Source organism: Micromonospora sp. NPDC049275 (assembly GCF_043197115.1).
Lineage (GTDB): Bacteria > Actinomycetota > Actinomycetes > Mycobacteriales > Micromonosporaceae > Micromonospora.
Window position 1 is genome coordinate 22,852 of record NZ_JBICSN010000011.1, and the last position, 20,088, is coordinate 42,939.

Below are 20,088 nucleotides of genomic sequence, written 5' to 3' on the forward strand. Positions count from 1 at the left end.
TCGATCGAAACCACACGGATAAGCACCACCGGGACCACCGTCACTCTCAGTAGCGACGCGACACGCCAGTGCCGACCGGGCCGATGGGACCGCGACGGCGCGTACCACCACCACCCAGGAGGACGAGACCATGACGAACGAGCAGAACGAGCCGGTACGCGGCGAGCGACGACTGGTGAGCCGGAGAACCATCCTGACGACGATGGGCGCCGTGCCTCTCGCGACCGTCGCCACCGTCGCGGGGGCCACCGAAGCCTCGGCCGCGGCGGCGAGCATCAACCTGTCGGCGCAGCGGCAGACGATCCGCGGGTTCGGCGCGATGGCCCACGCCGCCTGGATCGGCGACCTCACCGCCGCCCAGCGCGAGACGGCGTTCGGCACCGGCGAGGGCCGACTGGGGTTCTCCCTGCTGCGGATCCCCGTCAACGAGAACCAGGCTGACTGGAGCGCCGACCTGGCGACGGCGCAGCGCGCCGCCGAGCTCGGGGTGACCGTCTTCGCGTCGCCGTGGAATCCCCCGGCCAGCATGATCGAGACCTTCACCCGCGGCGGTCAGACGAACGCGAAACGCCTCCGGTACAGCTCGTACGGCGCCTACGCCCAGCACCTGAACAGCTTCACCACCCACCTGCGCAACAACGGGGTGAACCTGTACGCCATCTCGGTGCAGAACGAACCCGACTACGCGTCGGAGTGGACGTGGTGGACGTCCACGGAGATGGTCCGGTTCCTGCGGGAGAACGCCGGCTCGATCAGCACCAGGGTCATCGCGCCCGAGTCCTTCCAGTACGTGAAGTCCATGTCGGACCCGATCCTCAACGACTCCACGGCCCTCGCCAACGTGGACATCATCGGGGCGCACCTCTACGGCACGTCGTACTCGAACTTCCCCTACCCCCTGTTCAAGCAGAAGGGCGCGGGCAAGGAACTCTGGATGACGGAGGTCTACTACCCGAACAGCAACACCAACTCCGGTGACGCCTGGCCCGAGGCCCTCGACGTGGGCGAGCACATCCACCACGCCATGGTGGACGCCGAGTTCCAGGCGTACGTCTGGTGGTACCTCCGGCGCAGCTACGGCCCCATGCGCGAGGACGGCCAGATCAGCAAGCGCGGCGCCATGATGGCGCACTTCTCCCGGTTCGTCCGCCCCGGCTACGTGCGAATCGACGCGACGGCGAACCCGGCGTCGAACGTCTACGTCTCGGCCTACCGGGGCGGCGACACCGTCGTGATCGTCGCCGTCAACAAGAACACCTCGTCGGTGAGCCAGCAGTTCACCCTGTCGAACACCACCGCGTCCGGCAGCGTCTCGAACTGGCTGACCGACGGGAGCAGGACCGTCGCGCCCCAGGGTGCGCTCACCATGTCGAACGGCTCCCTCACCGTCACACTGCCCGCGCGGAGCATGATGACCTTCGTGGCCAACGTGAGCGGCGGCGGCAGCACCCCCACCGGGGACACCTACAAGCTGGTGAACGTCGACACCGGCGTGGTCCTCGGCGTGCAGAACATGTCCACCGCCGACGGCGGTCTGGCCGTGGTGTGGGGTGACACCGGCACCGCCGACCACAACTGGGTCCGGGTCACCGACGGCAGCGCGTTCCGGTTCCGCAACGCCAACAGCGGCAAGGTCCTCGGCGTCGAGAACATGTCGACAGCCGACAACGCCCGCGTCCTGCAGTGGAGCGACAACGGCACCGCCGACCACCGCTGGACCCTGGTGGCCAACAGCGACGGCTCCTACCGCATCCGCAACGTCAACAGCGGCAAGGTGCTCGCCATCCTCAACGGCTCCAGCACCTGGGGCACGCAGGCCGTCCAGTACACCGACAACGGCAGCACCCGCAACAACTGGCGGCTGGTGCAGGTCGGCTGACCCTTGCACGGCTCCGGGCCGACCGCACCCGGCCGGCCCGGAGCCGTCGCCACGTCACAGAGCGCGGGCCTCAGCCCGGCGGCTGCTCCTTGGTCAGGTGCAGCAGCCAGCCCTCGCCGGTGCGGATGAGCGCGTAGCGCCGGTGACCGGTACGCCCGTGCAGCGTGAACAGCATCCGGCGGTCGGTGCGGTCGTGCTCCTCCCACGTGCCGATGTCGGCTATCGACTTGTCGGCGTCGGTGTAGGTGAGGTGATCGAGGTGGTGATCGGGCACCGCGATCGCGAGCCGGTTGTCGCGGGGGCTGTCCGGCAGGCCACGGGGAACCGCCCACGAGCGCAGCACCCCGTTCTCCTCGAGCCGCAGGTCGAAGTGCGGTCGTGGTTTGCGGTGGTCGTGCAGGACGAAGGCCGGGTCCACCCTTGCCATTGTCGGCGATCTCCGGCCCGGCCGCCGGTCCGGTGGGAATCAGGCCCGTCTCCCGATCCCCACCGGCCGGTGTGGCGCGCCCTCAGCCCAGGTACTTCTCCCACGGGCCGGTGATGGCCAGGGTGAGGCCGGGGTCCTGCATGTTGACGAAGAGCACCCTGCCGTCGGCCGTGAAGGTCGGCCCGCAGAACTCCGAGTCGTTGAGCTGGTTGCGGGCGATCGGGTACGTCGGCCCGCCCGGGATCGTGCTGAGCACGTGGGAGGCGCCGGTGCCGTCCTCGGCGAGCACCAGACTTCCCCACGGGGTGACTGTCACGTTGTCCGGGCCGTCGAAGGTGAGGTCGGTGTACTTGACCGGCGCGCCCTCCTCGGAGGCCGTCTGGTGCGGGAAGTACGTCACGAGCTGGATGGTCTGGGTCCGGTAGTTGTAGAACCAGACCATGCCGTCGTGCGGCGCGGCGTCGGCCGGCAGGTCACCGTCGTCCCAGGCGTACGAGTTGACCACGTACACGCCCTCGTCGGTGGCCCACACGCCCTCGAACTTGCGGCCCCGGGTGACCTGACCGTCGGCGAACTGCTCGCGGACGGACGTGGTCCGCGCGTCGCGGTCCGGCACCTCGATCCACCGCACCGGGAAGGGGCGACCCAGCTGGGCGGAGGTCAGGTAGGCGACGTCCGGCAGCACGGAGCCGTCGTCCATGATGATCTGCATCGCGGCGAGGACGCCGGCGTTCGGCGCGAGGCGGGTGAGCACGCCGGGGCCCAGCTTGACCCCGGACGGGGCGGTCCAGCGGTAGAAGAGACCGTTGGGCTCGTCCGCGTCCTCGGAGAGGTAGACGTGGGTCCGGTCCTTGTCGACCGCCACGGCCTCGTGGGAGTAGCGGCCCAGGCACTTGATCGGCCGAGGGTCGGCGCTGCCGTCGGCCCAGACCTCGAAGACGTACCCGTGGTCCTTCTGGAAGGCGCCGGTGCGGCCGCCCTCCTCCCACGCGTCGCCGGCCCGGTCCTCGGCCTCTTCGCAGCTCAGCCACGTCCCCCAGGGGGTCGGACCGCCGGCGCAGTTGGAGATGGTGCCGGAGAGCGCGACGAACTCGCCCAGGTTGCGACCCGCGCGGTCCGTCCTGATCACGGTGCAACCGCCGGCGTCGACCGCGCCCGCGTCGTAGACCGTGCCCTTGACGTGCGGTACGCCGAACTCGGCGCCCGGGTCGATCTCGTGGTTCTGGATGAGGGTGTAGCGGCCGTGGCCGGCGTCGTAGACGGCCATGCCGTCGTGGTCCGACGGCGTCGTGCCCTGACCGCGGTCGAGTCGGGTGACACCGGTGCGCGTGACCACGGTGTAGCTGAAGCCCTTTGGCAGGGCCAGGATCCCCTTGGGGTCGTCCACGAGCGGCGGGAAGGGCACGTGACCACCCGGGACCGGCGGATGCGGCCGAGCGGGGCTGGCCTGCGCCAGGGACGGCAGGCCACCGGCGACGGCGAGGCCCACACCGGCGGCGGCACCGCCGGCGAGGAAGGTACGACGGGAGGAAGGCACGCGGATCAGCTCCTGGTCAAGGCAAGTGCGACGGCCGACAGCCAACTCCCGCCGACGAACACGGACACGTCACCTCGGGGGTCGCACGGTGACATCGAAGTGAAGAATCAGGGCCGCGCCACCGGTGCCGGCTCCCGCCTCACCCGTTTCGGCGCGGCGACGTCCAGCCCCGCTGGTGCAGCCTTTCGATGCCGTCGAGCAGCAGGTCCAGCGCGAACTCGAACTCGAACTGGTCGTCGCAGCCCTGTCCCACGATCGACTCGTCGTCGTGGGACGCCGCCCCGGCGATCTCCGCCAGGTGGGGGAACCGGTCGGCGAACTCCGGCGGTAGGGCGGCGGGCGGCTCGGGGTTGGTGGCTCCGGACCGTCCGGCCTGGCGGGAGGCGTCGAACAGCTCCTGACTGAAGCCCAGAACCCGGCTGCCCATCGTGTGCATCACGTGGTGGGCGAGGTTGGCGGAGAACCCGCCGGCCTTGAACGTCGCGACCACCGAGTCGAGGTAGGCGAGGACGGCCGGCGTCGCCATCGTCCGGGACTCGATCGCGAGCGGCGCCCAGGGGTGGCGACGCAGCACCTCCCGCGCCGAGAGGATGCGCCGGCGGACGGCGTCCTTCCAGTGGGTGTCGGACGCGGGCGGGTCGATCTGGCCGACGATCACGTCGATCATGCCGTCGAGCAGTTCGTCCTTGTTGGCCACGTGCTTGTAGAGGGCCATCGGCACGACGCCGAGATCCTGGGCGAGGTTACGCATGCTGAGGGATTCGATGCCGGTCTCGTCGGCGAGCGTCACGGCGGCACGCAGGACGCGGTCCCTGCTCAGCGGCGTCCGGCGCAGCGTCTCAGCCTGCTCAGCCATCTCGTCCTCGTCCTGTCCGGCGGTCGTTGAACCATAACCGCCTTGACAGGTGTACGGCGTACACCTACCGTCGGTGTACGCCGTACACCCTCGGGAGGGGCCATGAAGGCGATCGTTCAGGACCGGTACGGCCCACCGGAGACGCTCGCGCTGGCCGAGGTCGCCGCGCCGACGCCCGCCCCCGACGAAGTCCTCGTCCGGGTGCAGGCCGCCTCGCTCAACGCGTACGACTGGCATGCCATGCGGGGTGATCCCCGGCTGGCGCGGTTGTCGATGGGCCGGACGCGGCCCCGGGCGCGCATCCGTGGCCGCGACTTCGCGGGCCGGGTCGAGGCAGTCGGCGCGAAGGTCCGGCAGGTACGCCCGGGCGACGCCGTGTTCGGCGACCTCGGCGACGCCAATGGCGCGTTCGCCGAGTACGTGTGCGTCCCCGAGACGTCTACAGCGGCGATGCCGGCGAGCCTGACGCCGCAGCAGGCGGCGGCCCTGCCGCTGGCCGGTGTCACCGCGCTGATGGGACTGCGCGACGTCGGACGGGTCCAGCCCGGCCACCGCGTGCTCGTCAACGGCGCCTCGGGCGGCGTCGGCACCCTCGCCGTGCAACTGGGCAAGGCGCTCGGCGCGACCGTGACCGGGGTGTGCAGCACCCGCAACGTCGACCTGGTCCGCTCCCTCGGCGCCGACCACGTCGTCGACTACCGGCAGGACGACTTCGCCCACGGCACGGACCGCCACGACGTCGTGTTCGACCTGGTCGGCAACCGCCCACTGAGCGAACTACGGCGGGCGCTGACACCGACCGGGACGCTGGTGCTCTCCGGTGGCGGCGTGTACGACGGTGGCCGCGTCCTCGGGCCGGTCTGGCTGATCGCGCGCGGACGGCTGCTGGCGCCTCTGGTCCGGCAGCGCATCGTCACGCTCGCGGCGACGCCGAGCCGACCACACCTCCACGCGCTGCGCGGTTACGTCGATGCCGGCCACCTCACCCCGGTCATCGACCGTACGTATCCACTCCACGAGGTGCCGGTGGCTCTCCGGTACCTCGAAGGCGAGCACGCGCGGGCGAAGGTCGTCATCACCATCTGACGGTTCGGCATCGGTGAGTGCGTTACGTCGTCCAGTCCTCTGTCGACGTGAACGGGACCGGCGCGGGCCGGCGCACCGCAGTCGTCAGCTCGATCCGCCGGCCTTCGGCAGCCGAACGGAGCAGAGCGGTCATCGTGTCGAGCACGTGCAGCGCGACATCGCCGCCGGCCCGCGGTGGACGCTGGCGGTCGGCCCGGATCAGGTCGAGCAGACCGATGCCACGGGCGGCTCCGGCGTAACCGGCTCGGGGTTCGAGGGCCTCCCACTCGGTGCCGCCGAGCGCGCGAAGGCGGACCGTACCGTCGAAGGTGTTCGGGTCGGGTACGGCGATCGTGCCGGTCTCCCCGTGCACCTCGATGGGCGCGGCCGTCGTCGCGACGCCGTCGAAGCTCGTGGTGATGGTGGAGAGAGCACCGTCGGCGTGTTCGAGCACGCCTGTGACGTGGGTGTCCACCTGCACCGGGATCGGCTCGCCGGCGCGCGGGCCCGAGCCGATGACACGCTCGGCGCGCAGACGGCTGGCGGCGCCGACCACCGCGCGAACCGGCCCGAGCAGGTGGATGAGCGCCGAGAGGTAGTACGGCCCCATGTCCAGCAACGGACCGCCGCCCGGGGCGTAGTAGAAGTCGGGGTGGGGATGCCAGCGCTCGTGCCCCGGCGTCACCATGACGGCCGTCGCGGACATCGGGCGTCCGATGAGCCCGCCGTCGATCGCCGCCCGCGCCGTCTGCGTACCCGTGCCCAGGACGGTGTCCGGAGCGCATCCCACACGGACGCCCGCCGCCGTGGCCCGTTCGATGATCGCTTGGCCGTCCGGGAAGGCCACGGCCAGCGGCTTCTCGACGTACACGTTCTTGCCCGCGTCGATCGCGCCCAGCGAGATGTCGGCGTGTGCCGCGGGGATCGTGAGGTTGAGCACCGTCTGCACGTCCGGGTGGGCGAGCAGACGCTCGACGCTCAACGCCTCGCTGCCCGCGATCGTGGCGGCGGCCGCGGCCGACCGGGAGGCGTCGAGGTCGGCCACCGCCGCGATGTGCACCGCCGGGTGGCTCGCGAGCGTGTCCAGGTAGGCGCGGGAGATGACCCCGATACCTACGATGCCGACGCCGTGCGGGTCGCCCACACCATTCCCCTCTCGATGACGGTACGGACGGCCGGGTGCTCCAGCACGTCCAGGCTGTGGCCCGGAGTGGTCACGACGACACGCCCGGCACCCCAGCGTCGGGTCCAGATCGCCGGTGAGGTGACCGGTCGGTGCCACGGTTGCCACGCCTGCGTCGGGTGGGTGGTGACGGCCAGGACGTCGATCAGGTCGTCGTGCAGCACCCAGTACTGCTCGGTGACCAGGTCGAAGTCCTCGATTCCCGCGGTGATCGGGTGCTCCCGGCCGAGGTCGGTGACGCACACCGTGTGCGGCAGGAAGTTGTCCTCCGCGCCACCGTGCCGCTCGCAGGGCTCCTTACCCGGATGGGTAGCGAACTGGCCGCCCACCAGATGCAGGTACTCCGAAGACGCGCGGAACGCGTCGACGATGCCGCCGTGCCAGCCGGTGAGGCCCGTGCCGGCGCTGACCGCCGCGCTCAGGCCCGCCGACTGGGCCGCGGTGATCTCCCCCATCGTCACGCACTGCACGACGAGGTCGGTTGCGGCCATCTCGGCGGCATCGGCGTAGATCTCCGTCGTCTCCTCGACCCGTACGGCATAGCCGCTGTCGCGGAGGAAGGGGATGAACAGGTCCGTCGCCCCGGCCGGTTGGTGCCCCTCCCAGCCGCCCCGAACCACCAGTGCTCTCGGCTGTGCCACTCGTGCTCCCTCCCCCGGTCCGTCGCCGCCGGGCCGGCCACTCCCGCCCGGCGACGTGCCGCCGACACCGGTGCTCGTCGAGCACCCAGCGGCGACGATCACGACCATTGTGTCCACGGCGGCGGGAGGGTGACAACGAGCGGACACCGCGGCTCGTGGTCTTGCGTCGTATGGCCGATTGTCCACACTGAACGCCGTCGATACGGTGAGCCACGTGTTCGGGGAGGCCGTACAGGAGCTGCGGCGGCACAGCGCGCTGACGCAGGAGGATCTGGCCGCGAAGACGGGGCTGTCGGTCCGGCACCTCCGGGACCTGGAGGCGGGACGGATCGCGCGGCCGCGACCCGCGACGATGCTGCTGTTGGCGGATGCCTTCGGCCTACGGGGCGTGCGACGGGACCGGTTCCTCGCCGGTACGCCGACGCCGGCATCCACCAGCGGTGTTCCGGCGCAGTTGCCTGCGGACGGCTTCGGTTTCGTCGGGCGAGCGGGCGCGCTGACCCGCCTCGACGAGATCCTGGCCCGGGCGGTGGAGCAACCGACCGCGATGGGACTCGCGATGGTCTCCGGCACGGCCGGAGTGGGTAAGACCGCGCTCGCGGTGCACTGGGCGCACCGCGTCGCCGCGCAGTTCCCCGACGGCCAGCTCTACGTCAACCTCCGCGGCTTCGACCCGGGCGGCGTCCCGGTCAGCCCGAGCACGGCGCTCGCCGGGTTCGTCAACGCCCTCGCGGGCCCCGGTGACCGTCCGGCGACCACCCTGGACGAGCAGGTGGCGCGTTATCGCAGTCTGCTCGGCGGCCGGCGGGTGCTTGTCGTCCTGGACAACGCCGGTGACGCCGATCAGGTACGCCCGCTGCTGCCCGGCGCTCCGGGCTGCTTCGTCCTCGTCACCAGTCGGGACCAGTTCCTGGGTCTGGTCAGCGTGAACGGCGCCCATCCGCTCACCCTGGACGTCCTGTCCGGGGGCGAGTCCCGTGAACTGCTGACCCGACGCCTCGGCGCGGAGCGCGTGACCGCCGAGCCGGATGCCGTGGACGCGATCGTCAGCGCCTCCTCCGGTCTGCCTCTGGCGCTGTCCGTGGTGGCCGCCCGGGCCGCCATCAACACCGGTTTCCGCCTGCTGGAGCTCGCGGCGAACCTGCGCCAGGTGTCCGGGCGCCTGGACGCCTTCGACGGCGGTGAGCCCGTCACCAACCTGCGGCTGGTCATGTCCTGGTCGTACCGGACCCTCGACACGCACACCGCCCGGCTGTTCCGGCTGCTCAGCGTTCACCCGGGCCCCGACTTCGCCGTCGCGGCGGCCGCCAGCATCGCGGGGATCGCGCCCGCCCAGGCCCACCGCCACCTGACCGAGCTGACCCGGGCACACCTGCTCAGCGAACACCGTCCCGGGCGGTTCACGTACCACGATCTGCTCCGCGCGTACGCCGCCGAGCTGACCGCTTCCGAGGACAGCGAGGCGAACCGTCACGCCGCCCGTTCTCGCCTGCTCGACCACTACCTGTCCGTCGCGTACGCCGCCGACGAGCTGCTCTACCCGCAGCGGGACCGGCTGCCTGTCGACCCGCCGGGGCCCGGGGTCGCGCCGGTGCCGCTCGACGATCGTGACCAGGCCATGTGGTGGTTCGCCGACGAGCACCAGGTGCTGCTCTCCGCCGTGCGGCTGGCGGGCGACCACGGCTTCGACCGCCACACGAGTCACCTCGCCTGGGCGATCACCACCTACCTCAACCAGGGCGGCTACTGGGAGGACTGGACCAGCAGCCTGCAGGCGGCGTTGTCGGCGGCGGTCCGGCTGGCCGACGACCGGGCCGAGGCGTACGCCCACGGGGTGCTCGGCTTCGCCGACATCGCGCTGCACCAGTACGACGACGCGCGGCGCCACCTGGAGCTGGCGTACGACAGGTACCGGCGCCTCGGCGACCTCGCCGGGCAGGCCCGGGTCGAGCTCAACCTCGGGTGGATCCGAGACCGCGCCGGTGAGCCCGCGGAGGCGCTCGGCCACGCCCGGGAGGCGCTGCGCCTGCACCGGCAGGCCGGGCACGTCACCGGCCAGGCCTTCGCGCTCAACGCGGTCGGCTGGTCGCACAGCCAACTGGGTGACCACCGCGCCGCGGTCGAGAGCTGCGAACAGGCTCTCGCCCTGTTCAGGTCGGTCGACAACGTGCTCGGCCAGGCGATCACCTGGGCCAGCCTCGGGCACGCCCACCTTCAGCTCGACGCGTCCACGGAAGCGGTCACCTGCTTCGAGCACGCGGTCCGCCTGCGCCGCGACATCGGTCACCGACGGCTGGAGGCGGACGCGTTGGTGAGCCTCGGCGACGCCCACCTGGCCGCCGATGAGGCCGCCTCGGCCCGCTCGGCCTGGCAGCGGGCGCTGGACATCTTCCTGTCGCTGGGCGAGGCCGACACCGGCGTGCTCGGCGCCAAGCTCGCCGCGCTGGGCTGAGCAGCCCCGAAGTGCCGGTCAATCTCCGGTCCGGCTCCTGTCCGGGCTGCGTGGTGGACGAAACGATTGTGGGGCAAGCCGCGCGCCCAGCGTTGCGCGTGCGACCCACACCTGGACCAGGGGGTTCCCATGCTCCGACGTCTTCTCCGCCTCGGCCTCACCGCCGTGCTCGCCGTCTCCACAGTGGGTGGCGCGGTGGCGATCTCCTCGCCGGCCCAAGCCGCCCTGCCGCACTGCAACGGCGCGGGCGTCTACACCTCCACCTGGTCGGGCGCCCGCGGCGCTACGGCCTGGATCCCGGCGTACGTCAGCAGCACCATCAACTTCAACTGCCTGCTGATCCGCGGCGACCACAGTTCCGGCGTCGGCGAGCTGCAGCGGACGCTGACGGGGATCTACGGGAGGTACCTCGGCCCCAACGGGGTCGACAACGACTTCGGCGGCTACACCCAGAGCGCGCTGCGCAGCGTCCAGGCCGACATCGGCATCTCGGCCGACGGCGAGTACGGGCCGCAGACCCGCGACAACCTGTGCTGGCGGTGGACGGGCAGCGACAACTCGTGCATCTGGCTCAACAACAACCACTGAAAACGCGCGGGGCGCGTCGACGGGGGCACCCCGCAACCGACCGCCTCGGCTCCGGCCGGGGCGGTCGTCTCTGCGAACGCGTCAGCTTCGGCTGGAGTGCGTGATCGGGCTCGGGCCGGCGCACCCTTACTTGCGTGCCACGCATATTTGCGGGGCGCGCAATTAGTGCTACCGTTGTGGCATGACGGGGCTACGGGAGCGCAAGAAGGCCGAGACGCGGGCGGCGCTCGGCTGGGCGGCCATCCACCTGACCGCCGAGCGCGGCTACGACAACGTCCGCGTCGAGGACATCGCCGAGGCGGCCGGGGTCTCCCCGCGTACCTTCAACAACTACTTCTCCAGCAAGGCCGAGGCGATCGCCTCCCGCCACCTCGACCGCAGCCTGCGCACCGCCGTCGCGCTGCGCGAGCGCCCCGTCGACGAGCCGCTCTGGGCGGCGCTCACCCAGGCCGCGCTGGAGCAGTTCACGCGCGGCCCCGAGGTCGACGCGATGCCGTCCCCCGCACACGCCCAGTGGGTGGCCGGCGTCCGCACCATGCTCGCCGAGCCCGCCCTGCAGGGCGAGCGACAGCGCGCCGTTGCGATCGCCGAGGCCGAGTTGGCCGCCGCGGTCGCCGAGCGCACCGGCACCGACCTCGCCACCGACATGTATCCCCGGCTCGTCGCGGCCGCCGCCAGCGCCGCCGTCGCCGTCGCCATGCAGCACTATCTCGACAGCCCCGATCCGCCCACCCCGATCGAGCGCCTCATCACCGACGCCTTCGCCCAGGTCGCCGCAGGCCTCCCGGCACCGCCCCGCTGACGCTCTGCCCCCGCTCGGGGCAGAGCCGCTCCCCCACGTCTCCCGCAGCGTCACACCCCACTGTGGGCCGGCCATGTGCCGCGCCTGGCGGGGCGATGACGCACGCCCCGAAGGGATCACCACCATGATCGATGTCCTCATCGTCGGAGCCGGCCCCAACGGCCTCATGCTCGCCTGTGAACTGGCCCTCGCCGGCGTCCACCCGGTCGTCCTCGAACGCCACGCCACACCCACCCGCGAGCCCCGCGCCAACGGCGTCGTCGGCCAGGTCGTCCGCCTGCTCGACAGGCGCGGCCTCTACACGCGGCTCAGTGGCGAGAACACCCCACCGGCCCCCCAACCGGCCTTCGTCTTCGGCGCGTTCCCGCTGGATCTCACGATGCTCGCGGAGAACCCGCACTACGTGCTCGGTGTGCCGCAGGCCCAGCTTGAGGCCACCCTCGCCACCCGAGCGGCCGAGCTCGGAGTCGACCTGCGCCGCGGCCACGAGGTCGTCGACCTTCGCCAACGCCCCGACGCGGTCGAGGTTCACCTCGCCGACGGTACGCGGCTGACCGCCCGCTTCCTCGTCGGCGCCGACGGTGGCCGCAGCGTGGTGCGCCGCCTCGCCGGCATCGACTTCCCCGGTGCCACGTTCGACCGGTCGGTCTCCCGCACCGCCACCGTGACCGTCCCGACGTCCTCCCTCGACCCCGAGACCGGCGGCCTGCGCGTCCCCGGCTACGGCGTCGTCCCACCGTTCCAGCACACCCGCACCGAGCAGGGCATGATCGCCTGGGCCCCGTTTCCCGGCCGCCCGGCGATCCTGAGCACGACGGAATGGCCCGACGTGCCGACCAACGACGAGGCCCCGATGAGCCTGGCGGAGCTACGCGCCAGCGTCGCCCGGGTACTCGGCGCCGACGTCCCCATCGGCCCGCCGGACGGCCCCGGCCTGCTGCGGCGGCTGACCGGCCAGAACACCCGCATCGCCGCCCGCTACCGCGCCGGGAGGGTGCTGTTGGTCGGCGACGCCGCGCACGTACACCCGGCGATCGGCGGCCCCGGCCTCAACCTGGGCCTGCAGGACGCCGCCAACCTGGGGTGGAAGCTCGCCGCCACAGTGCGCGGCTGGGCGCCACCGGGCCTGCTCGACACGTACGAGGCCGAGCGCCGCCCCGTCGCCGAGCGGGTGGTCATGTCCACCCGGGCGCAGTCGGCGCTCATCGGCCCCGGGGACGAGATCACCGGCCTGCGGGAACTCTTCGCCGAACTGCTGCGCATGCCGGAGGTGACCGGGCACATCGCGGCGCTGATGTCCGGTGCGGACATCCGCTACCCCGCCGACCCGGCGGATCCGTTGGCCGGGCGGTCCGCCCCCGACGTGGTCGTGCACGGTGACCACGGTGCCGTACGCCTCGCCGAGCTGACCCGTACGGCCCGGCCGCTGCTGTTGGACTCCACGGGTGTCTACGCCGAGGTGGCCGCGCCCTGGCGGGACCGGGTCGACGTCGTCACCGGAGCGCTGCGGGGCACGACCGCGACCGCGTTGCTCGTACGCCCCGACTGCTTCGTCGCGTGGTCCGCCGGGGACGCGGACACCCTGCGCGCCGCGCTCACCCACCACTTCGGCCTGCCGAGCTGACCGGAGATCACCGTTCGTCGGATCTCGTGCACCGAGCACGACCAGCCGTATCGTGGCAGGCGGAGACAGCGATCCGCCATCTTCGATGAGACACCACCTGCGGCGGCCGAGGAGGCCATCATGATCGGTGTGGCGACCATCGGTGCGGTCGTGGCCGTCCTGCTCGTCGGTGTCGTGGTCCTGGTCCGCAAACCGGCCGACGCTCGGCGGGTCCTCCGCTGGTCGGCCCTGGCGATCACCCTGCTGGTCGCCGCCGTGCTGACGCCCTACACCGTGGACGACTCCGGGGCCGCGGCCGCCTATCTGCTCGGGGTGCCCGTCGTCGCCGCGTTGCTGCCGGTTCTCGCACAGCGGATCGGCCGGCTGGCAGTGGTCGCCGACCTGACCGCCGCGCTGATCGTCGCCGGGTGGGGGCTGCTGCTGGGGCTGGGCATCGGCGGCGCGTTCCTGCCGGCAGTGGTGCTCCTTCTCGCCAGCGCCGTGAGCACCGGGGCAGCGCGGCCGGCCGCTACCGCCTGAGCTGGAAACGTCTGGTGGGCGTCGCTGGCGTCGGCCGACCGGCAGCATCTCGTGCGCATGCTGCCGGCCACCGACCGCGGCTCAGCCGGTGATCACCGGCCAGGCGTAGGCGAGCAGGGCGCAGGCGGCACCCAGCAGCGCGAACGAGATACCCCGGGTGGGCAGGGGCAGGGCGGCGAGCACGATCAGGATCACCGCGATGATGTAGAGAAATGCCTGAGCCGACATGACGCTCTCCTCAATAAGGGAATTGCTGGCGACCGGCGATGAGAGCCGGGGGGTGACACCCGCCGGTGGGCGAACGCCACACGGGCGGGACGGGCGCGTGAAATCGATCAGCCGTCTGGGGTGAAGAGCCCCTGGATGCCGACGACGATCGCGATGAGACCGAAGATCGCGAGCAACAGGCGGAGTCCGGTCGCGCCGTCCGACCGCTCCTCGCGGGACGCTGGCCGCCCGGTCAGCCGGCCCCACAACAGGGCGAGCCCCACACCGATCCCCACCACCTCGAAGTGGAACACCCGGGGGCCGGACACCAGGTGGACGATGAGGTAGTAGCCGCCGGTCACGAGCGCCACGAGGCCGACCACCCACGCGATCGGGGCCGCACGACCGGCGAGGCGGCCCAGGTCGTCACCGACACGCGGCAACAGCCGCAGCACGGCGACAGCGAGCAGAAAACCACCAACGATGTTGGCGAGGTCGAGCAGCAGAGCCATGATCACGAGGGTCTCCGTCGATCGGATGATCAGCCGGTGGGAGCGTACCCACGGACCCGGGCAGTTGAAACGAGATCCGGCGGCCGACAGCGCACCGCCGGCTGTGGGCGGTCGAGGGCGCTGCGGCGAATCGTCCCGGTAGGATGGCTTCCGGTGCGCCGGGAAGTCTGGTCGGCAATTGGCTCCGATCCGTCTTCCGAAAGCTGGCCCGCCTGTGACGTCGAATCCCCCTCCTCGTGTCCTCGGTCGTGGTTCCTGGGCTGAGGCACGGCGCATCGCCGACGTGCTGCGCAAGGAGACGATCGGCGGCGCGCTGCTGCTGCTCGCTGCCGTGGTGGCGCTGATCTGGGCGAACTCACCGTGGGCGCACCGCTATCAGGCGCTGACGACGCTCACCGTCGGGCCCCACGCGCTGCACCTCGACCTGTCGCTGGCGATGTGGGCCTCCGACGGACTGCTGGCGATCTTCTTCTTCGTCGCCGGTCTCGAACTCAAGCGCGAGTTCGTCGCCGGCGATCTGCGTGATCCCCGCCGGGCCGCGGTCCCGGTCGCTGCCGCCGTCGGCGGCGTCCTCGTGCCGGCCCTGCTGTACACGGTGGTGAACTGGGGCGGCGCGGTGAAGGGCTGGGCGGTTCCGACCGCCACCGACATCGCGTTCGCCCTCGCCGTGCTGGCAGTGATCGGCCGACATCTGCCGAGCGCACTGCGTACCTTCCTGCTGACCCTGGCGGTGGTGGACGACCTGCTGGCGATCGTCATCATCGCGGTCTTCTACACCGCCCACCTCTCGCTGCTGCCGCTGCTGGTCGCGGTGGTGCCGCTGGGCTTGTTCACGCTGCTGGTGCAGCGCCGGGTGCGCTCATGGTGGCTGCTTCTGCCGCTGGCGTTCGCCACCTGGGCGCTGGTGCACGCCTCCGGCGTGCACGCCACAGTCGCCGGAGTGCTGCTCGCCTTCGCCGTTCCGGTGCTGCGCTCCGCGGGGGCCGGCCCGGGGCCCGGCCTGGCCGAGCACTTCGAGCACCGGTTCCGGCCGATCTCCGCAGGTGTCGCGGTGCCGGTGTTCGCGCTGATGGCCGCCGGGGTGGCCGTCGGCGGCCTCGACGGCCTGGCGCAGGCCGCCAGGGACCCGATCGCCGTGGGCATCACGCTCGGCCTGGTCGTCGGCAAGCCGATAGGCATTCTGCTGGCGACCTGGCTCGTCGCCCGGTTCACCCGGGCCCGGCTGGACTCGGAACTGGTATGGATCGACGTGGTCGGTTTGGCCGTGCTGGCCGGCATCGGCTTCACCGTCTCGCTGCTGATCGGCGAACTCGCCTTCGGCATCGGCAGCGACGCCGACGGCCGGGTCAAGATCGCCGTACTGGCGGGCTCGGTGATCGCTGCCGCACTCGCCATGATCATCTTGCGGACGCGCAATCGCGCCTACCGTCAGATCTACGAGGCCGAGCAGGTCGATCGTGACCGCGACGACGTTCCCGACGTCTACCAGCAGTAGGTCTGCCGCAGGCGGCCTGACAGGCGGCATCAGAGCGGTCGACACGGCGCCCGGGCGTATCGTCGGTGCGTGCGCGCGAGCGATGTGGCGATCCAGATGGAAACCGTTACCGAGGACATGCCGGCCCGGGAGGCCGCGCGGATCCTGGCGGCGCAGGACCTGCCCGGCCTGATCGTGGTGGACACCATGGGCCGTCCCTCGACGGTGCTGGCCGGTACGCAGGTGCTGCGGATGGCGCTGCCGTCCTACTGCCAGGACGATCCGGCGCTGGCCCGGGTGATCGACGAGGCCGCCGCCGACGTGATCCTGGAGGGAATCGGTGACCGCACCGTGGCGGACCTGCTGCCCCGCAACCGTCCGGGGCTGCCGGTGGTCAGCGCCGACGCCACTCTGCTCGAGGTCGCCTCGGTGATGGCCCGATCGAACGTGCCGCTGGTCGCCGTCGTCGACGGCAACCGGGTGATGACCGGCGCGATCACCCTGGACGGTCTGCTCGACCGGATGCTCGGCACCTGAGCCTCAGAAGAACCGCAGCCACAGATACGGCACCGCGATCGCCACCGAGATCACGGTGACGATCAGACCGTACTTGGTGAATCCCCAGAATGTGATCTTGTGCCCGGCGCGGTCGGCGATGCCGAGCACCACCACGTTCGCCGAGGCGCCGACGGCGGTGGCGTTGCCGCCGAAGTCAGCCCCGATGGCGAGCGCCCACCACAGCACCTGAGCCTTGTCGAGCCCGCCCTCGGCGTTCACCAGCTCGCTCACGATCGGGCTCATCGTCGCCACGTACGGGATGTTGTCCACGATCGCCGACAGCCCCGCCGACGCCCACAGCAGCAACATGGTGGCCGGCCACAGCTTGCCCTGAACGGCCCCGGTGGCCGACCGGGCGATGCTGTCGATCACTCCGGTGGCGACCAGGGCCCCGACCATGATGAACAGGCCGGCGAAGAACACAAGCGTTGGCCACTCGACCTCCTTGGCCACATCTTCGGCGTCCAGCCGGGACAACGCCAGCAGCAGCAGGCCGCCGAGGATGGCCACCACCGACGGCTCCAGGTGCAGCACCGTGTGCAGGCTGAACGCGACAAGCACCGCGCCGAGCACCACCAGGCTGATCACCACGAGTCGGCGGTCACGAATCGCGTCGGCCTCCCGCAGCGCCATCACCCTGGCAACGCGCTCGGCGTCGTAGCGGAACGCCCTGCGGAACATGATCCGGCACAGCCCGATGAACACGACGAGCACGATCAGCACCAGCGGGGTCATGACGTTCAGGAAGTCGGTGAAGCTGAGCCCCGAACGGCTGCCGATGATGATGTTCGGCGGGTCGCCGACGAGGGTGGCCGCACCACCGATGTTGGACGCCATCACCTCGGCGATCAGGAACGGGACCGGCGGCACACCGAGCCGCTCGCACACCAGCAGCGTCACCGGCGCCACCAGCAGCACCGTAGTGACGTTGTCCAGCGCCGCCGACACCACTGCGGTCACCACGACCAGGATGACCATGATCGGGAACGGGCGGCCTCGGGCCTTCTTGGCACTCCAGATCGCCAGATACTCGAACAGGCCGGTGCGTTTCAGCACACCGACGATCAACATCATCCCCAGCAGCAGGAAGATGACGTTCCAGTCGATGCCCGCCTCCTCGGAGAAGAACGCGTGCTCGGCGTCGGTTGCCCCGATCGCCAGCATGATCGACGCACCACCCAGGGCCACCGCCACCCGGTTGATCTTCTCGGTGGCGATGAGGACGTAGGCGGCAACGAAAACGGCCACCGCGATCCAGGCCAGGGTGCTCATTCGGCGCTTCTCCGGTTCTGGTCAGCCGTCATCGCAACGCCGACCAGGCTTCCCGGCACACCTCACATCAACCTATCAGCCTGGGCGATCAGCATCGGGTGTGGTGTGTGCCGTCTGGCCGACCCGCAGCGGCACCGCACCACCTGTGCGCCGACGCCAACTGACGCAGGCTGGAGCCCGGAGCGTCGTAAGCGTTCCGAAAGGGCTCGCGAGCTCTCCGACGGCCGCAACGGTCGTACGCTCCGGGGGTGAGAAAAAGGATCTTCCGGTCGCGAGTGGCCTGGGCCGGTCTCGCCTCGGCTGTCCTCGTGACGGCTCTGGCCCTCTACTGGTTCCAGCCGTGGAAGCTGTTCACCGACACGTACGTCGACGAGGCGGTTCCCCCGGTGCGGGCGACATCGACCACGCCGACGCCCACACCCGCGGCGCCCGCCGCTCCGGCGGCGACACCGGCCGGGAACGAGATCCTGACCGCCGGCGAGTTCGTCACGCATGAGCACGGGACGACCGGCACCGCCGAGATCCACCGGCTCGCCAACGGCCGTCACCAGCTCGTCATCCGGAACCTGAGTACGTCGAGCGGACCGGACCTGCGAGTGTGGCTGAGCGACCAGCCGGTCACCCTCGGCAGGGCTGGGTGGCGGGTGTTCGACGACGGCGAATGGGTCGAACTGGCCCGCCTCAAGGGCAACAAGGGCAACCAGGTGTACGAGATACCGGCCTCGGTCGACCCCCGCGACTTCCGGAGCGTCTCCATCTGGTGCAAGCGATTCGCCGTCTCCTTCGGCGCGGCCGACCTCAGGGCCGCCTGACGCGGGAATCGCCGGGCCCAGCCGTTGCGAGGCCGACACCTCCGGCGTCGGTACGGCGCACACCCCCGGTGCCGGTCACCAGCTCGGTACCGGGGGTGTGGCTCACCGTGGATCGGTCGTCACGTCGAGAAGACCGTCAGACCGCCGTGCGCGACCACTGCTGGTTGGCGCCGGTGTTGCAGGTGTACTGCTTGAGGACCACGCCGTCCGCGGTCGAGGCCGCCGGCACGTCCACGCACTTGTTGCTGTGCCGGGCGCGGAGCTGGAAGTAGCTGCCGTTGGTGACCATCTGGAACTGCTGGTTGGTGCCGCTGCCGCAGGTGTACTGGACGAGCTCGGCGCCGTCGGCTGTCGACGCACTCACCACGTCGAGGCACTTTCCGCTGTTCCGGCTGATGATGCGCCAGTAGCCGCTGCCGGCGTCCTGGAACTGCCACTGCTGCCATGCGTTGCCGCCGTAGGTGTACTGGCCGACGCGGGCGCCGTTGTCGGTGTTCGGTGACTGGACGTCCATGGCCTTGCCGCTGTGCCGCACGTTGATCCGGTAGAACGTTCCCGTCGTGGGCGGAGGCGTCGTCGGGTCGCCGCCGCCGATGGTGTCGCCCCAGGCGTACCGGATCCGGTCGGCACCGGAGGTGTTGCGGACGGTCAGGTTGAGGTCGGTGCCGCTGCCGCTGAGGGCGAACATCGAGTACCAGTCGTAGCCGATGGTGCCGGTCTTGCCGCCGAGGGCGGGCCAGTAGGTGCCGCCCATCTGGTTGTCCCGCATGACCTGGGCCATGGCGCGGATGTAGCGCACGAAGTTGTCGGTGCTACCCGCGTCGGCGTAGTTGCGACCGTCGTTCATGGGGCCGCCGAACTCGGTCGCGACCGCGCGGGAGGCGCAGTTGCCGAGGCGTTCCCGGATGTGGCTGCGGAAGCCGTCGTAGGTCATCGCGCCGTAGAAGAAGGCGTAGTAGTGGAAGGACAGCAGCGTCGAGTTGAAGCGGCTGTCGTTGCAGATGTCGCGCAGGTCCTGGCTGAAGCCGGTGCCGCCGATCAGCACCCGGCCGGGCACCGCCGAGGTGTGGTAGCTGAGCCAGTTCGCGGCGACGTTGCGCCATTCCGTCGAGCTGTAGCCGTGCGGCTCGTTCATCGGCTCGAAGTAGACGTTGGGGTTCGAGCCGTACGTGTTGGTCACCGTGGACCACATCGTGTTCCACGCGGCCAGGTTCGTGATTCTGCCGCCGGAGGCGGCGGCGTCCTCCCAGTAGGCGAGGATGACTTTGAACCCGCGGGCGGTGGCGGCGTCGATGGCACCTCGGTACGCCTCCCACCAGGCGGTACCCACCGTGTGGGTGTTGATGGGCAGCCGGACGGTGTTGACCCCCATGGTGGAGGCCATGTCGTCGTAGAGTGCGTTGGCCTTGGCCCGTACGGTCGCGTTGCTGTCGGACATGCTCAGGCCCTGCACGACGAGCGGGCTGGTCTTGAAGTTGTCACCCAGCATGGCCCAGTTCATGCCGCGGAACTGGCTGGTGGCGGCAGTGGCCGGCTGCGTTGTGACGACGACGATGCCGACCAGCGCGGTCACCGCGCTCACCAGAGCGATCAGGAGCCGGCGCAGCGGCGGGGTGCTCGGCGACACGTGTCCGTGGGACAGCCTTTTCCGTTTCATGACAGGTCCAATCGGTGTGGGGT

At 70.9% G+C, this 20,088-nt stretch carries 19 protein-coding genes; 10 read left to right on the forward strand and 9 right to left on the reverse strand.

Annotated elements, in window-relative coordinates:
* Window positions 1-130 precede the first annotated feature (130 nt).
* Window positions 131-1,879 (forward strand): RICIN domain-containing protein, encoded by a 1,749-nt coding sequence (locus ACGFIE_RS25685; RefSeq protein ID WP_393299032.1) that lies wholly within the window; start codon window positions 131-133, stop codon window positions 1,877-1,879.
* Window positions 1,880-1,949: 70 nt separating this feature from the next.
* On the opposite strand, the gene ACGFIE_RS25690 is transcribed toward ACGFIE_RS25685, so the two are convergent.
* From ACGFIE_RS25690 to ACGFIE_RS25700, 3 genes are all read right to left on the reverse strand, one after another.
* Window positions 1,950-2,306, reverse strand: coding sequence for a DNA polymerase ligase N-terminal domain-containing protein (locus tag ACGFIE_RS25690; RefSeq protein WP_393299035.1), 357 nt, complete (start codon window positions 2,304-2,306; stop codon window positions 1,950-1,952).
* An 82-nt stretch (window positions 2,307-2,388) separates the two neighbouring features.
* A complete protein-coding gene (locus ACGFIE_RS25695) occupies window positions 2,389-3,843 on the reverse strand; it encodes an alkaline phosphatase PhoX (RefSeq protein WP_393299038.1) in 1,455 nt (484 codons plus the stop codon).
* A 139-nt stretch (window positions 3,844-3,982) separates the two neighbouring features.
* The gene (locus ACGFIE_RS25700) at window positions 3,983-4,699 is read right to left on the reverse strand and encodes a TetR/AcrR family transcriptional regulator (protein ID WP_393299041.1); all 717 of its coding nucleotides are present in this window, start codon (window positions 4,697-4,699) and stop codon (window positions 3,983-3,985) included.
* A gap of 102 nt (window positions 4,700-4,801) precedes the next feature.
* On the opposite strand from ACGFIE_RS25700, the gene ACGFIE_RS25705 reads away from it, so the two are divergent.
* Window positions 4,802-5,785, forward strand: a complete 984-nt coding sequence (locus tag ACGFIE_RS25705) for an NAD(P)-dependent alcohol dehydrogenase (RefSeq protein WP_393299044.1) — start codon at window positions 4,802-4,804, stop codon at window positions 5,783-5,785.
* A 22-nt stretch (window positions 5,786-5,807) separates the two neighbouring features.
* Here the strand turns inward: ACGFIE_RS25705 and ACGFIE_RS25710 are convergent, their stop codons facing one another.
* Both ACGFIE_RS25710 and ACGFIE_RS25715 read right to left on the reverse strand, forming a co-directional pair.
* Complete coding sequence (locus tag ACGFIE_RS25710) at window positions 5,808-6,908, reverse strand: Gfo/Idh/MocA family protein (RefSeq protein ID WP_393299047.1); 1,101 nt, start codon at window positions 6,906-6,908, stop codon at window positions 5,808-5,810.
* Complete coding sequence (locus ACGFIE_RS25715) at window positions 6,878-7,588, reverse strand: ThuA domain-containing protein (protein ID WP_393299050.1); 711 nt, start codon at window positions 7,586-7,588, stop codon at window positions 6,878-6,880. The genes ACGFIE_RS25710 and ACGFIE_RS25715 overlap by 31 nt, the downstream gene beginning before the upstream one ends.
* A gap of 214 nt (window positions 7,589-7,802) precedes the next feature.
* Here ACGFIE_RS25715 and ACGFIE_RS25720 point away from each other — a divergent pair, with 214 nt between their 5' ends.
* From ACGFIE_RS25720 to ACGFIE_RS25740, 5 genes are all read left to right on the forward strand, one after another.
* Window positions 7,803-10,040 carry an ATP-binding protein gene (locus ACGFIE_RS25720; protein WP_393299053.1) on the forward strand — a complete coding sequence of 746 codons (2,238 nt, stop codon included), beginning with the start codon at window positions 7,803-7,805 and terminating at the stop codon, window positions 10,038-10,040.
* A 129-nt stretch (window positions 10,041-10,169) separates the two neighbouring features.
* Window positions 10,170-10,628 (forward strand): peptidoglycan-binding protein, encoded by a 459-nt coding sequence (locus ACGFIE_RS25725; RefSeq protein ID WP_393299056.1) that lies wholly within the window; start codon window positions 10,170-10,172, stop codon window positions 10,626-10,628.
* A 181-nt stretch (window positions 10,629-10,809) separates the two neighbouring features.
* Window positions 10,810-11,430, forward strand: a complete 621-nt coding sequence (locus ACGFIE_RS25730; protein WP_393299059.1) for a TetR family transcriptional regulator — start codon at window positions 10,810-10,812, stop codon at window positions 11,428-11,430.
* 124 nt (window positions 11,431-11,554) lie between these two features.
* Window positions 11,555-13,054 (forward strand): FAD-dependent monooxygenase, encoded by a 1,500-nt coding sequence (locus ACGFIE_RS25735; RefSeq protein ID WP_393299062.1) that lies wholly within the window; start codon window positions 11,555-11,557, stop codon window positions 13,052-13,054.
* Window positions 13,055-13,174: 120 nt separating this feature from the next.
* Window positions 13,175-13,573: a hypothetical protein gene (locus tag ACGFIE_RS25740; protein WP_393299064.1), complete on the forward strand. Its 399-nt coding sequence runs from the start codon at window positions 13,175-13,177 to the stop codon at window positions 13,571-13,573.
* Between the two features lie 81 nt (window positions 13,574-13,654).
* On the opposite strand, the gene ACGFIE_RS25745 is transcribed toward ACGFIE_RS25740, so the two are convergent.
* Window positions 13,655-13,801, reverse strand: coding sequence for a hypothetical protein (locus ACGFIE_RS25745; RefSeq protein ID WP_393299067.1), 147 nt, complete (start codon window positions 13,799-13,801; stop codon window positions 13,655-13,657).
* A gap of 107 nt (window positions 13,802-13,908) precedes the next feature.
* Window positions 13,909-14,292, reverse strand: coding sequence for a hypothetical protein (locus tag ACGFIE_RS25750; RefSeq protein ID WP_393299422.1), 384 nt, complete (start codon window positions 14,290-14,292; stop codon window positions 13,909-13,911).
* Between the two features lie 214 nt (window positions 14,293-14,506).
* Between ACGFIE_RS25750 and nhaA the strand changes: the two genes are divergently transcribed.
* Both nhaA and ACGFIE_RS25760 read left to right on the forward strand, forming a co-directional pair.
* Window positions 14,507-15,787, forward strand: coding sequence for a Na+/H+ antiporter NhaA (gene nhaA, locus ACGFIE_RS25755; protein WP_393299070.1), 1,281 nt, complete (start codon window positions 14,507-14,509; stop codon window positions 15,785-15,787).
* Between the two features lie 69 nt (window positions 15,788-15,856).
* Window positions 15,857-16,303, forward strand: a complete 447-nt coding sequence (locus tag ACGFIE_RS25760) for a CBS domain-containing protein (RefSeq protein ID WP_393299073.1) — start codon at window positions 15,857-15,859, stop codon at window positions 16,301-16,303.
* A gap of 3 nt (window positions 16,304-16,306) precedes the next feature.
* Here ACGFIE_RS25760 and ACGFIE_RS25765 read toward each other — a convergent pair whose 3' ends face one another.
* Window positions 16,307-17,596 (reverse strand): ArsB/NhaD family transporter, encoded by a 1,290-nt coding sequence (locus ACGFIE_RS25765; protein ID WP_393299076.1) that lies wholly within the window; start codon window positions 17,594-17,596, stop codon window positions 16,307-16,309.
* 248 nt (window positions 17,597-17,844) lie between these two features.
* Between ACGFIE_RS25765 and ACGFIE_RS25770 the strand changes: the two genes are divergently transcribed.
* Window positions 17,845-18,408, forward strand: coding sequence for a DM13 domain-containing protein (locus ACGFIE_RS25770; RefSeq protein ID WP_393299078.1), 564 nt, complete (start codon window positions 17,845-17,847; stop codon window positions 18,406-18,408).
* A 136-nt stretch (window positions 18,409-18,544) separates the two neighbouring features.
* Here the strand turns inward: ACGFIE_RS25770 and ACGFIE_RS25775 are convergent, their stop codons facing one another.
* Window positions 18,545-20,065 carry an RICIN domain-containing protein gene (locus ACGFIE_RS25775; RefSeq protein WP_393299081.1) on the reverse strand — a complete coding sequence of 507 codons (1,521 nt, stop codon included), beginning with the start codon at window positions 20,063-20,065 and terminating at the stop codon, window positions 18,545-18,547.
* Window positions 20,066-20,088 lie beyond the last annotated feature (23 nt).

Bases quoted from the DNA above. Each gene is read 5' to 3' on its own strand.
- ACGFIE_RS25735 (WP_393299062.1), top strand. From the start codon at position 11,555: ATGATCGATGTCCTCATCGTCGGAGCCGGCCCCAACGGCCTCATGCTC.
- ACGFIE_RS25725 (WP_393299056.1), top strand. From the start codon at position 10,170: ATGCTCCGACGTCTTCTCCGCCTCGGCCTCACCGCCGTGCTCGCCGTC.
- ACGFIE_RS25740 (WP_393299064.1), top strand. From the start codon at position 13,175: ATGATCGGTGTGGCGACCATCGGTGCGGTCGTGGCCGTCCTGCTCGTC.
- ACGFIE_RS25745 (WP_393299067.1), bottom strand. From the start codon at position 13,801: ATGTCGGCTCAGGCATTTCTCTACATCATCGCGGTGATCCTGATCGTG.
- ACGFIE_RS25765 (WP_393299076.1), bottom strand. From the start codon at position 17,596: ATGAGCACCCTGGCCTGGATCGCGGTGGCCGTTTTCGTTGCCGCCTAC.
- ACGFIE_RS25750 (WP_393299422.1), bottom strand. From the start codon at position 14,292: ATGGCTCTGCTGCTCGACCTCGCCAACATCGTTGGTGGTTTTCTGCTC.
- ACGFIE_RS25730 (WP_393299059.1), top strand. From the start codon at position 10,810: ATGACGGGGCTACGGGAGCGCAAGAAGGCCGAGACGCGGGCGGCGCTC.
- ACGFIE_RS25775 (WP_393299081.1), bottom strand. From the start codon at position 20,065: ATGAAACGGAAAAGGCTGTCCCACGGACACGTGTCGCCGAGCACCCCG.
- ACGFIE_RS25705 (WP_393299044.1), top strand. From the start codon at position 4,802: ATGAAGGCGATCGTTCAGGACCGGTACGGCCCACCGGAGACGCTCGCG.
- ACGFIE_RS25685 (WP_393299032.1), top strand. From the start codon at position 131: ATGACGAACGAGCAGAACGAGCCGGTACGCGGCGAGCGACGACTGGTG.
- ACGFIE_RS25690 (WP_393299035.1), bottom strand. From the start codon at position 2,306: ATGGCAAGGGTGGACCCGGCCTTCGTCCTGCACGACCACCGCAAACCA.
- ACGFIE_RS25700 (WP_393299041.1), bottom strand. From the start codon at position 4,699: ATGGCTGAGCAGGCTGAGACGCTGCGCCGGACGCCGCTGAGCAGGGAC.